The following is a 12,043-nucleotide window of genomic DNA, read 5'->3' on the forward strand; positions in this document are numbered from 1 at the left end:
TAGTTTACCCGTGGATAAAGCGTATATACGGCATAGTAAAAGCGTAGTTCCCCCTACTCATCTCCAAACTATATACCTTGAATTGAATACCTTTGGAGTAGTCATCCTCCTTTTAAAGAAATAGCAACCGAAGCTAGTATAACATAGCAGCGCATCCCTCTTTTAAACCTTGCTCAAGGCTACTGCGCGATTGCATCGCGTACCTCTACTAGATTTTGTTCAAACTGGTAAAATATTGTCGTGCCCGCTGCATTACTTTGGGGGCGAGTATAAGCGTAGCCAACATCGTTGGGATCGCCATCAAAGCAAAGAAGGTATCGATCAGGTTGATCATAAGATCTAACGAAGTGGTTGCACCAATTAAAATACTGGCGATATAAACGTAATTGTACCAGTGTTTGTGGCGTGTTCCAAAGAGAAACGCCAGACATTTGGTACCGTAATACGAATAGCTGAACAACGAGCTGATACTGAACACCGCGATACATACCAACAGTACATAAGGGCCATACCCGGGAATACTGTCACTAAAAGCCTTTGCGGTAAGCGTAACACCGCTGGCTTCGGTAGTTTGCCAAACGCCGGTCACCAGAATACACAAAGCTGTAAGCGTACACACGATCACCGTATCTATAAAGGGTCCCAACATGGCTACAAGGCCTTCACGAATGGGTTCTTCAGTCTTTGCGGCACCGTGTGCCATTGGCGCGGTACCAATACCTGCTTCATTAGAAAACGCCCCACGCCTAATGCCTAAGACGATCAAAGCGCCTAACATTCCGCCAAACATAGGGTCACCGGTATAATTGTTTGCTGCAAACGCATCGGTAAAGATCAATTGTAGGTAGCGCGGTACTTCTGCTGCGTTTAGAATTAAAATAGCAAGCACGGCTATAAAATACAGCACTACCATCGCAGGCACCATTTTACTCGCCGTTTTACTGATGCGGTTGAGTCCGCCCAGGATCACGATCCCGGTGATGACTGCCAGTACGATGCCGATGCTCAGATCGGTAGCGAAGCCTTTTTCAATTCCGTTAGGCACCAGTAAAATATCATTAACGGCTTGCGTGAGTTGGTTTACATTAAAAACCGGCAAGGCACCCACGAGTCCGGCGATACTGAAAAACACCGCCAGCGGTTTCCAGGCTTTGCCCAGCCCTTCAGTAATAAAATACATGGGTCCGCCTTGCAGCGTTCCGGAGTCGTCTTTTCCACGGAATAGAACCGCTAAGGTACAGGTAAAGAATTTGGTACTCATTCCCACCAAAGCACTGATCCACATCCAAAACACCGCACCGGGACCACCCACGGCAATGGCTACAGCTACACCTGCAATATTGCCCATCCCCACGGTACTGGACAAAGCCGTCATCAAGGCCTGAAAGTGACTGATCTCCCCCGGATCGTCAGGGTTATCATACTTTCCGCGCAACACCTGTATGGCGTGCTCAAAGTATTTGAAGGGCAAAAAACGGGAATAAACCAGCAGACACAGTCCGCCGCCTATTAATAAAAACAGCAGTGGTAAACCCCATACAAATGAGGCAGCTTCAGCGATCCAATGATTTAAAACATCCATACGGGTGTAAGTTAATTATTTAAACGGAAGTAAGCCTTAGCCAATAATTCTCCTTTGGCGGCGCCAACAAGCTAACTCACGGTAAAACCTTGAGGAACGCGTTAAAAACAAATTCTAGTTTCGAGGCAAGCGATAGTCTTTATTTCCATTGGTAAAACCAATGAACTACCTCGGGCTAAAACTTCAAGGAATTCGTTGAAAATAATCTTTAAATTTCAAGGCAAGCCTTAGCCATTAATTCCCTTTGGCGGCGCCAACAAGCTACCTCACGGCAAAACCTTGAGGAACGCGTTAAAAACAAATTCTAAGTTCGAGGCAAGCTTGGGGCTATTATTCCCATTGGCGGCGCCAAAAAAAACCGAAAAGAGTGATACGTCTTTTCGGTTTGTAACTGTTTAGATGGCTCTCAAGCTTATGCGTTCAGGTAGTTCAACACATTGGTTTCAATACGCTTGTCAATATCCGAAAGGTCTGCCTTTACAAAAGGCTCCCCGGTAATATTCTCATACAACTCGATATAACGCTCAGAAACGGTCTCGATGTATGCATCAGTCATCTCCGGTAAGGTTTGTCCTTCTAAGCCCTGAAAACCGTTGCTTATGAGCCATTGGCGCACAAACTCTTTAGACAATTGCTTTTGCGCCTCCCCTTTTTCCTGACGCTCGGCATAACCGTCTGCATAAAAGTAGCGTGACGAATCTGGCGTATGTATCTCGTCGATAAGTACGATCTCCCCATCAGCCGTTTTACCAAACTCATATTTGGTATCTACAAGAATGAGTCCGCGCTCGGCAGCGATCTCTGACCCACGCTGAAAAAGCTTCCGGGTATAATCTTCTAATACCGCATAGTCTTCCGCAGAGACAATTCCGCGTTTCAAAATATCTTCTTTAGAAATATCCTCATCGTGATCACCCATTTCGGCTTTAGTCGCCGGAGTGATAATAGGCTGCGGAAACTTATCGTTCTCTTTCATTCCTTCCGGTAGCGGTACCCCGCACAGCATACGCTTTCCGGCTTTATATTCGCGCGCCGCGTGCCCGCTCATATAGCCACGAATCACCATCTCCACTTTAAAAGGGTCGCACTTCTTCCCTACCGCCACATTAGGATCTGGCGTCGCTGCCAGCCAGTTGGGCACAAGGTCTTCGGTATCGCGCATCATTTTAGTTGCGATCTGATTGAGGATCTGTCCCTTGTAAGGGATTCCCTTAGGCATCACTACGTCAAACGCGCTCAGGCGGTCTGTTGCGATCATTACGAGTAGGTCGTTGTCAAGGCTGTACACTTCGCGCACTTTACCTTTATAAACATGAGTCTGTCCCGGAAAAGTATAATTGGTATCCGTTATGGTTTTATTTGACATGGTATGTATTCTAGATTTAATCTCTGTTTTCTATGGCTTTATAGGCTGCGATCACTTTCTTCACGAGACGGTGACGTATCACATCTTTATCGTCCAAATAGATCATTCCTACGCCATCTACATCTTTAAGCACTAAGAGCGCTTCTTTGAGTCCGCTGATCACGCGACGCGGAAGATCGATCTGCCCCGGGTCACCGGTGATCAGGAATTTGGCGTGTTTCCCCATACGGGTTAAAAACATCTTCATCTGTGCGTGAGTGGTGTTTTGCGCTTCATCAAGGATCACAAAGGCATTGTCTAAAGTACGCCCGCGCATAAACGCCATAGGGGCGATCTGGATCACGCCTTTCTCGATAAAGCTTTCCAACTTCTCGTGCGGAATCATATCACGCAACGCATCGTACAACGGCTGCATATACGGATCTAATTTTTCCTTCAGGTCTCCGGGTAAAAAGCCCAGGTTCTCGCCTGCTTCTACCGCAGGACGCGTAAGAATGATGCGTTTTACTTGTTTTTCCTTTAAGGCTTTTACAGCAAGGGCAACTCCGGTATAGGTTTTACCGGTTCCCGCAGGACCTATGGCAAAGACCATATCGTTCTTGCGCGCCATATCAACCAGTTTGCGCTGGTTGGCCGTTTGTGCTTTGATGAGCTTTCCGCCAACGCCGTGTACGAGAATCTCTCCACTTTGGGGGGAGGTCTCATAATCTTCGCGGCTGTCACTGGTAAGCACACGCTCGATCATATTCTCATCAAGCTTGTTGTATTTGGCAAAATGCTCGAGCAGCATGGTGATGCGTTTATCAAACTCTTCCAGCAGATCTTCATCTCCGTAGGCCTTAATATGATTGCCCCGGGCGACCAATTTAAGTTTGGGAAAGTACTTCTTAAGAAGTTCTATGTTCACATTGTTTTGACCAAAGAATTCCCTTGGTGTGATCTCTGAAAGTTCGATGATAAGTTCGTTCAAAAGCGGAAGAATTTTATAAAAAAACTAGTTAATTATCTTTAGTTTTGTGCTCTAACAAATGTAACCAAATTTAGTAACTATCCTCCCTAAAAATATCAACAAAACCACCTATGCCAATACTCACCTTAACCACAGATTTCGGCTTAAAAGACCATTTTGCCGGCGCGGTTAAAGGGGCCATTTATAGTGAAATGGCTGATGCAAAGATTGTTGATATCTCGCACAATGTCTCGCCCTTTCACATTACCGAAGCTGCCTACATCATTCAAAATGCGTATAAAAACTTTCCTGATGGAACCATACACATCATCGGGATCGACTCTGAGCAGAACCCCGAGAACAAACACATTGCGGTAAAACTCGAAGGACAGTATTTTATTTGTGCCAACAACGGCATCATGTCTATGATCACACGCACCATCGTACCTGAGGAAGTGGTTGAGATCAACATTCACGACCGTATTAAAACCAATTTTACAGAGCTGGATGTCTTTGTACAGGTAGCTTGTCATATCGCCCGTGGTGGTACGCTGGGGGTGATTGGCAAACCCATCAAAGAGATCAAAGAGCTCACGGGAATTATGCCGGTGGTTCAAAACGATCAAAAAGGCATCAAAGGTAATGTGATCTACGTAGATAATTATGGTAATGTGATCACTAACATCACCAGACGCCTCTTTGAAGATGTGCGTAAAGGCCGCAACTTTACCATTCAGGCGCGGCAAGCGAGCTTTAAAAAGATCTATCAGCGGTACAGCGATGCCATCAATTTTGAGGTAGAAAAACACAAACGGGAAGAAGACGGTAAAAAGATCGCCCTGTTCAATTCTTCGGGCTATCTCGAACTCGCCATCTACAAAAGCAATCCTTCGACGGTGGGAAGTGCCTCTACCCTATTTGGTCTCGATTATCGCGATGCGGTAAGTATCACTTTTGAATAATTTATAAACCGAACATGATGCTGGTACGTTTTGTGAAAATGGAATTTCATCCTGAGCATATAGCAGAATTTATAGCGCTATTTGATGGCGTGAAGGAAAAGATCAGAGCGGTAGAAGGCTGCGCGTTTTTAGAATTATTACAAGGTACCGAAGCTTCTAATATCTTTTTTACGCACAGTTGTTGGGAAGATGCACAGGCCTTAGAAGCCTACCGCCACAGCGCCCTTTTCAAAACGACCTGGGCCAAGACCAAACCGCTTTTTAACGCTAAACCCGAAGCGTGGAGCGTTGAAAAATTCGTAAGTTTACCCTAATCACGGATTTGTTTTCCGAGATAACACGAGTAAACTATCTCAGGGCAAGCCAATGAGGCATGGGGTGAAAACGAATTTTCAATTTCGAGGCAAGCCTCGGAGTACTAAACCCTTTGGCGGCGCCAATAACACGAATTAAATCAATACAAAACAGAGAATACCGCAATTCATTTGGGTATTCCAAAAATACACTCAATGAAAACTATCGCAGTAATTGGTGCCGGAACCATGGGGAACGGCATCGCACATACCTTTGCTCAAAACGGATTTAAAGTAAACCTGATCGATGTATCTGACGCAGCCTTAAAAAAGGGAATCGCAACCGTCACTAAAAACCTTGACCGTCAGGTTGCTAAAGAAGTACTTACCGAAGCTCAGAAAAACGATACCCTCTTAAACATCGCCTTACTCACCGATCTAAAAGAAGGTGTGAGTACTGCCGACCTTGTAGTGGAAGCAGCCAGTGAAAAATTGGCGATCAAACTCGATATCTTTGAAAAGCTAGACAACTTTTGCAAGCCCAACACCATATTGGCGAGTAACACCTCTTCTATCTCGATCACACAGATCGCTGCGGCCACCAAACGCGCAGAACAAGTGATCGGGATGCATTTTATGAATCCGGTGCCGGTGATGAAACTCGTGGAGATCATCAGCGGGTACAGTACCTCGCAAGAAACTTTAGCAACGGTAACCAAACTTGCCGAGCAATTGGGTAAAACTCCGGTTCCTGTGAATGATTATCCGGGCTTTGTAGCCAACCGTATCCTGATGCCCATGCTTAACGAAGCTATTGAAACTTTATACAACGGCGTTGCCGGTGTGCAAGAGATCGATACGGTGATGAAATTAGGAATGGCTCATCCTATGGGGCCTTTACAGTTGGCAGACTTTATTGGTCTGGACGTATGTTTATCTATTCTTGAGGTGATGTATGACGGCTTTAAAAATCCGAAGTATGCTCCGTGTCCGCTACTTGTGAATATGGTTCGTGCCGGAAAACTCGGTATCAAATCAGGCGAAGGATTTTACGATTACAGTGAAAGCAAAAAAGCAGAAACGGTATCCGCTCAATTTCAATAACCTGTGGTTAAATCTAAAATCGCCTGGCTGGGCGTATTTTGTTTTGCAGCCTTTATCTTTTTAATGGCGGTCTGCGTATGGGTACTCACCGAACAATTTAAAGTTCTGGATGGCTTCAGTTTGTTTGGAATGACGGGTTGCTTTCTTTTCTGCCTCTATTTTTTGCTTACCGAATTTAGAAAACGTGCAGATGTGATCCTACTTTCAGAAGCACAAATCGAAAGACGCAGGTATTATGGGATTGGTCGCAGGCAAAAGTTTGATCTAAACGAAGTGGATGGCTTTACTGAAATGGACTATTATTCTAAAAAGCACCTGCATTTAATTCAGCATGGAAAACGCGTTGCATGCTGCAGTAACTTTCATATGCGCAATTATGACGAAGTGAAAAAAGCTTTAGGGAATACATTGGTCTTTTTGGGTGAAGAACCTTATTCTTTAAAAGCTGAAGTTGCGTATTTATTAAAATTATAAAGAACTTTGGGCTGAAGCCTTTCAGCAAAATACGTATTAATGCCAAAGATCATTCCTTTCAGAGCCGTACGGCCTACCCGCGACAAAGTGAGTTTAATCGCTTCGCGCTCGTATGACACCTATACCAAAGCAGAGCGTAAAGCCCGTTTAGACAATAACCCGTATTCGTTTTTACATATTGTAAATCCCGGGTACAAATACCACAAAGAATTGAGCGGGCAAGAGCGCTTTCAATTGGTGCGCAACCGTTATTTAGAGTTTAAAGAAGAAGGTGTTTTTATTGAAGAAGCGCTTCCGGCGTTTTACGTGTATAAAATTGTAAACCGCGACAACGAAACTTTTACAGGGATCATAGGTGCTGCAAGTGTTGCTGACTATAAGAACAATTATATCAAGCGCCACGAAAATACCATACAAGCCCGGGAAGAGGTCTTTAAAGACTATTTAAAGACGACTGGTTTTAATGCTGAAGCCGTGTTGCTCACCCATCCGGACTTTGTTCCTCTGAACGCGATTTTTGAAGAAGTGATGCGTGCCCGTGCAGAGTACGAATTTACCACCACCTATCGCGACACCCATTATTTATGGCCTGTAACCGAAGAACGCCTGGTTGAAAAAATAAAGGCCATCTATGCCGATATGCCCGAGCTGTATATCGCCGACGGACATCATCGGTCGAGTTCGTCTGCATTGCTTTCAGATGATCTCGACGCCGCTGAAACTCCGGGCGAGGCGCATAAGTATTTTATGACCTACATTATTCCGGAGTCGCATTTGCGCATACATTCCTTCAGCAGGATGATCACAGATCTTTGCGGTATGGATAAAGACATGTTCCTGATCAAGTTAGATTCTATATTTAAAATAGAAAACCGTGGCGATGAATATATTCAGCCTTCAAAATTGCATCACTTCAGTATGTATCTCGAAGGGGACTTTTACACTTTAGAATTGCGCAAACAGTACCGCAATTTCAAAAATGCACTCGAAGGTCTGGATGCGCAGATCTTATATGACCTGGTACTCAAACCGCTTTTAAAGATTCAGAATCCGCGACAAGATGCACGTTTGGCTTATGGTAAGGGTAAAAACGATATGCTAGGTGCAAAAGAGAAAGTAGATCGCGGTACGTATGCTGTGGCATTTGGTTTGTTTCCGGCTACGGTTCAACAAATTAAAGACATCTCTGATGAAGGTTTGACAATGCCTCCAAAGTCTACTTTTATCCAACCCAAACTGCGCAGCGGGGTTACGATTTATGAGTTTCTGTAGTTAGCATAGCCCATAACAAATACGTAACTTTACGTCATTGTGAAAGCACAGTAATCTATGGCTGATATAACGCAGAACTTAAAACAATTCAAATCTGAATTACCGGAGGACGTCACTCTCGTAGCGGTTTCTAAAACCAAACCTAACGAAGATCTACAAGAAGCTTACGATGCCGGTCAGCGTATTTTTGGTGAAAACAAAATACAGGAAATGACCGATAAGTGGAAAGCGCTTCCTAAAGATATTCAATGGCATATGATAGGTCACGTACAGACCAACAAGGTCAAATATATGGCGCCTTATGTAAGCTTGATTCACAGTGCAGACCGTCTCAAACTCTTTAAAGAGATCAATAAAGAAGCGAAGAAAAATGAGCGTGTGATCGATGTATTGCTTCAGGTAAAAATCGCCGAAGAAGACAGTAAGTTTGGGATGCCGCCGGAAGAGGCTAAAACTTTTCTAGAAGAAAATAAAGCCGCCAATTATCCTAATGTAAATATTGTGGGACTCATGGGAATGGCTTCTTTTGTTGACGATGAAACACAGATTAAGCGCGAATTTGCCCAACTTGAGAAAATTTACAATACTTTTAAGGAGCAGTATGCGTTTAGCGTGCTTTCTATGGGAATGAGTGGTGATTATAAACTTGCCCTGGAATACGGCAGTACTATGGTACGTGTGGGAAGTGCGATCTTTGGTGCCCGCAATTACAACTAAATACTAATTATAAAACTAGAGCTACACCGCCTATGTATGCAATTCTCGATCTAGAAACTACCGGAGGAAAATATAATGAAGAGGGAGTTACCGAGGTTGCTATCTACAAATTTGACGGACATAAAGTAGTAGATCAATTCATCAGTCTGGTAAATCCTGAGCGGCCTATACAGGCCTTTGTGGTAGGACTTACAGGTATTAATAATGCGATGTTGCGCAATGCCCCTAAGTTTTATGAGGTCGCCAAGCGTATTATTGAGATCACACAAGACTGTATCATTGTTGCTCATAATGCTCAATTTGATTACCGAATACTTCAATTAGAATTTGATCGTCTAGGCTACGACTATCAGCGCAAAAGTTTGTGCACCGTAGAACTCGCTCAAGAGTTACTCCCCGGTCAAGAAAGTTACAGTTTAGGAAAGCTGGTAAGAAACTTAGGGATCCCGATTACCGATCGGCATCGTGCTAATGGTGATGCCTTAGCTACGGTTAAACTCTTTAAATTATTGCTTGCCAAGGACTCTAAGAAAACGATTATTCAGGAAGCGGTTAAGCTTAATCCACGTAAACAAATAGACACCAAACTGCGGGATATTATTGCAGATTTGCCCAGTACGACCGGCGTATATTATATGCACAACGCAAACGGAACTGTGATCTATATTGGCAAAAGTAAAAACATCAAAAAACGCGTCAATCAGCATTTTACAAGTGACCATCGTAAAGCAAAAAAAATTCAGGAAGATGTTGAAACGGTAAGTTATGACGAAACCGGTAGCGAACTTGTGGCTTTGCTCAAGGAAAATGAAGAGATCAAAGGCATCAAGCCCCGTCATAACAGAGCCTTGCGGAGAACGAAGTTCAAAACGCAAATGGTGCAATTTATAGACGATGCCGGTTACATCAATCTAAAATTAGAAAAGGCAAATCCTAATACAGAAAGCATTACTACGTTTGCAACGAGTCATTCTGCTAAACAATATCTAGAGAAAATGCTTGCAGAATATAATCTGTGTCAAAGCAAAATGGGTCTGCATCAAACCAATGGAAATTGTTTCAATTATACGATTAAGGAGTGTGAAGGCGCTTGTGTAGGGGAAGAAGCACCAGAACAATATAATGAGCGGGTGCAGCAGTTTATAAGTAAACATAGTTTTGAAAATAAAAACTTTTTGATCATTGATCGTGGTCGCAGTGTAGACGAGCGCAGTGTGATCTTGATTGAAGAAGGACAGTTTAAAGGCTACGGATTTTATAATTTGAATTTTCAGATCAATAACTTAGAGATCTTAGAACGTATTATCACCCCGATGCACGACAATCGTGATGCTCGGCATTTAATACAAAGTTACTTACGCACACGCAAAGTCATCAAAACCCTAGAATTGGCCGAATTAGAAAAATAATTTAGAAAGTCTGTTGACACAACCTCAAAAACATACCTGGAAAACAAAACTTCACGAAGTAATCTATGAAGCAGATACTCCTGCCGGAAAATCCTTTGATGTGGTTTTGCTTATTCTCATCTTCCTGAGTATAGTGCTGGTTATGCTTGAAAGTGTAGCACCACTTCAGGCAGAATATGGTGACTATTTTTATTTAGGAGAATGGATCATCACCATCTTTTTTACTGTTGAATATATTTTAAGGGTGATTTCCATAAAAAAGCCTTCTTCTTATATTTTTAGTTTTTATGGGTTGATCGATCTCATCTCGACCATCCCTTTATATTTATCGTTTTTTATCGTGGGAACCAACGCCTTGCTTACCATTCGTGCTTTGCGTTTGCTACGGGTTTTTAGAATACTTAAAGTAACGCGCTACATTGGGGAAGGAAATAAACTGGCAAAAGCCCTTAAGGACAGCAGACCTAAAATTCTGGTATTCCTCTTTGCGGTAATGATTTTATCTGTGATTGCAGGAACCCTTATGTATATTGTAGAAGGTCCCGAACACGGTTTTAAAAGTATTCCTGTGAGTGTCTATTGGTGTATCGTAACCCTAACCACAGTTGGTTTTGGAGATATTGCTCCGGTAACAGCGCTGGGTCAATTTATCGCAACCGTAATTATGGTAATGGGGTATGGAATCATTGCGGTTCCTACAGGAATCGTAAGTGCAGAAATGGCCAAAGGGGGACAACCCGAACCAGAGCCCAATAAACTGCACCTTAATACCCAAGTTTGTCATAATTGCGGTGCAAAAAAACATCAAGACCACGCTAAGTATTGTCACAACTGCGGAAATAGTCTTCATTATGAGTAAACTACCTCAGGGCAAGTCCCAGAGTATTAATCCCTCTAGCGGTGCCAATAAACTGCTTATCGCTGTGGTAGGCCCAACGGCCATAGGTAAAACCGCCTTGGGAATCAAACTGGCCAATTATTTCAATACCGAAATCCTATCGGCAGATTCGCGTCAGTTCTTTAAGGAAATGACTATTGGTACCGCTGTTCCTGATGAAGAAGAACTTGCTGCCGCAACCCATCATTTTATTCAGCATATTTCAATTGAAGAAGAGTATAATGTGGGGCTTTTTGAGCAGGAAGCGATTCAAAAGCTAGAGCAACTTTTTAAAAAGCACGATGTTGTGATTATGGTTGGCGGATCCGGACTGTATGTCGATGCCGTCATCAACGGATTGGATAAATTCCCCGATGTAGATCCGGAAATTCGCGCTTCATTACGCGCTCAACTTGAAGCTGATGGCATTGAGGCCTTACAGCAACAGCTACAAAAATTAGATCCTGAACATTATGAAAAGATTGATTTGCATAACAAGCAACGCCTCGTTCGCGCACTTGAGATTTGTATAGGAACCGGTAAACCCTACTCCTCCTTCTTAGCTAAGAATACGGTAAAGCGCCCGTTTCAAACCTTAAAAATTGGTTTGCAAGCTGATCGCCAACTTATTTATGATCGCATCAATAGAAGGGTTGATCTCATGATTAAAAAGGGCTTGATAGCAGAAGCTGAAGCCTTATATCCTAAAAAAGAGTTGAATGCGTTACAGACGGTGGGATACCGGGAATTGTTCAGCTATTTTGCTGAAGATTTTGATCTTGAAACCGCAATTGAAGAGATAAAGAAGAATACCAGAAGGTTTGCAAAACGCCAATTGACCTGGTATCGTAAAGATGAGTCTATCGTCTGGTTTGAATACGATACACCGTTTGAAGAAATTGTAAAAGTGATTAATAACTGAAAGTTAAATCCTTAAATATTGACTAGAAACACTTTTTAATTTCGAGTCAGGCTTCAGAATATTAAAACTTTTAGCGGATTTAGTAAAAGAAAAAGTGCCTCAATAAAGAGGCACTT

The 12,043-nt window shown here is 43.1% G+C and carries 12 protein-coding genes; 9 read left to right on the forward strand and 3 right to left on the reverse strand.

All coding sequences use genetic code 11. The annotated features are described in order from the left end of the window. Positions 1 to 208: 208 nt before the first annotated feature. The 3 genes from WA338_RS07965 to WA338_RS07975 all read right to left on the reverse strand — a co-directional run bounded on the left by WA338_RS07965 (position 209) and on the right by WA338_RS07975 (position 3,918). Complete coding sequence (locus WA338_RS07965) at positions 209 to 1,582, reverse strand: alanine/glycine:cation symporter family protein (RefSeq protein WP_336092886.1); 1,374 nt, start codon at positions 1,580 to 1,582, stop codon at positions 209 to 211. Positions 1,583 to 1,994: 412 nt separating this feature from the next. Beyond that, the gene (locus WA338_RS07970) at positions 1,995 to 2,948 is read right to left on the reverse strand and encodes a phosphoribosylaminoimidazolesuccinocarboxamide synthase (protein ID WP_009780022.1); all 954 of its coding nucleotides are present in this window, start codon (positions 2,946 to 2,948) and stop codon (positions 1,995 to 1,997) included. Positions 2,949 to 2,964: 16 nt separating this feature from the next. Further along, positions 2,965 to 3,918: a PhoH family protein gene (locus WA338_RS07975; RefSeq protein WP_009780021.1), complete on the reverse strand. Its 954-nt coding sequence runs from the start codon at positions 3,916 to 3,918 to the stop codon at positions 2,965 to 2,967. A gap of 110 nt (positions 3,919 to 4,028) precedes the next feature. Here WA338_RS07975 and WA338_RS07980 point away from each other — a divergent pair, with 110 nt between their 5' ends. The 9 genes from WA338_RS07980 to miaA all read left to right on the forward strand — a co-directional run bounded on the left by WA338_RS07980 (position 4,029) and on the right by miaA (position 11,927). Then, positions 4,029 to 4,859 (forward strand): SAM hydrolase/SAM-dependent halogenase family protein, encoded by an 831-nt coding sequence (locus WA338_RS07980; protein ID WP_272985191.1) that lies wholly within the window; start codon positions 4,029 to 4,031, stop codon positions 4,857 to 4,859. 17 nt (positions 4,860 to 4,876) lie between these two features. Next, a complete protein-coding gene (locus tag WA338_RS07985; protein ID WP_272985324.1) occupies positions 4,877 to 5,173 on the forward strand; it encodes a putative quinol monooxygenase in 297 nt (98 codons plus the stop codon). A gap of 195 nt (positions 5,174 to 5,368) precedes the next feature. After that, on the forward strand, positions 5,369 to 6,256 hold the full coding sequence (locus WA338_RS07990) for a 3-hydroxyacyl-CoA dehydrogenase family protein (protein ID WP_273016103.1): 888 nt from the start codon (positions 5,369 to 5,371) through the stop codon (positions 6,254 to 6,256). Positions 6,257 to 6,259: 3 nt separating this feature from the next. Beyond that, positions 6,260 to 6,730, forward strand: coding sequence for a hypothetical protein (locus tag WA338_RS07995; RefSeq protein WP_273016102.1), 471 nt, complete (start codon positions 6,260 to 6,262; stop codon positions 6,728 to 6,730). A 39-nt stretch (positions 6,731 to 6,769) separates the two neighbouring features. After that, complete coding sequence (locus WA338_RS08000; RefSeq protein WP_273016101.1) at positions 6,770 to 8,002, forward strand: DUF1015 domain-containing protein; 1,233 nt, start codon at positions 6,770 to 6,772, stop codon at positions 8,000 to 8,002. 57 nt (positions 8,003 to 8,059) lie between these two features. Then, positions 8,060 to 8,719 (forward strand): YggS family pyridoxal phosphate-dependent enzyme, encoded by a 660-nt coding sequence (locus tag WA338_RS08005; RefSeq protein WP_009780015.1) that lies wholly within the window; start codon positions 8,060 to 8,062, stop codon positions 8,717 to 8,719. A 32-nt stretch (positions 8,720 to 8,751) separates the two neighbouring features. Further along, on the forward strand, positions 8,752 to 10,128 hold the full coding sequence (locus WA338_RS08010) for an exonuclease domain-containing protein (protein WP_009780014.1): 1,377 nt from the start codon (positions 8,752 to 8,754) through the stop codon (positions 10,126 to 10,128). Positions 10,129 to 10,141: 13 nt separating this feature from the next. Continuing rightward, positions 10,142 to 10,987 carry an ion transporter gene (locus WA338_RS08015; protein ID WP_009780013.1) on the forward strand — a complete coding sequence of 282 codons (846 nt, stop codon included), beginning with the start codon at positions 10,142 to 10,144 and terminating at the stop codon, positions 10,985 to 10,987. Then, complete coding sequence (gene miaA, locus WA338_RS08020; protein WP_273016096.1) at positions 10,980 to 11,927, forward strand: tRNA (adenosine(37)-N6)-dimethylallyltransferase MiaA; 948 nt, start codon at positions 10,980 to 10,982, stop codon at positions 11,925 to 11,927. The genes WA338_RS08015 and miaA overlap by 8 nt, the downstream gene beginning before the upstream one ends. Positions 11,928 to 12,043: the final 116 nt, after the last annotated feature.

Source organism: Leeuwenhoekiella sp. CH_XMU1409-2, assembly GCF_037029365.1.
Taxonomy (GTDB): domain Bacteria; phylum Bacteroidota; class Bacteroidia; order Flavobacteriales; family Flavobacteriaceae; genus Leeuwenhoekiella; species Leeuwenhoekiella blandensis.

Excerpts from the sequence above, each read along its gene's own strand:
- WA338_RS08010 (WP_009780014.1), top strand. The coding sequence starts at position 8,752 with ATGTATGCAATTCTCGATCTAGAAACTACCGGAGGAAAATATAATGAA.
- WA338_RS07965 (WP_336092886.1), bottom strand. The coding sequence starts at position 1,582 with ATGGATGTTTTAAATCATTGGATCGCTGAAGCTGCCTCATTTGTATGG.
- WA338_RS07990 (WP_273016103.1), top strand. The coding sequence starts at position 5,369 with ATGAAAACTATCGCAGTAATTGGTGCCGGAACCATGGGGAACGGCATC.
- WA338_RS08000 (WP_273016101.1), top strand. The coding sequence starts at position 6,770 with ATGCCAAAGATCATTCCTTTCAGAGCCGTACGGCCTACCCGCGACAAA.
- WA338_RS07985 (WP_272985324.1), top strand. The coding sequence starts at position 4,877 with ATGCTGGTACGTTTTGTGAAAATGGAATTTCATCCTGAGCATATAGCA.
- WA338_RS08005 (WP_009780015.1), top strand. The coding sequence starts at position 8,060 with ATGGCTGATATAACGCAGAACTTAAAACAATTCAAATCTGAATTACCG.
- miaA (WP_273016096.1), top strand. The coding sequence starts at position 10,980 with ATGAGTAAACTACCTCAGGGCAAGTCCCAGAGTATTAATCCCTCTAGC.
- WA338_RS07980 (WP_272985191.1), top strand. The coding sequence starts at position 4,029 with ATGCCAATACTCACCTTAACCACAGATTTCGGCTTAAAAGACCATTTT.
- WA338_RS07970 (WP_009780022.1), bottom strand. The coding sequence starts at position 2,948 with ATGTCAAATAAAACCATAACGGATACCAATTATACTTTTCCGGGACAG.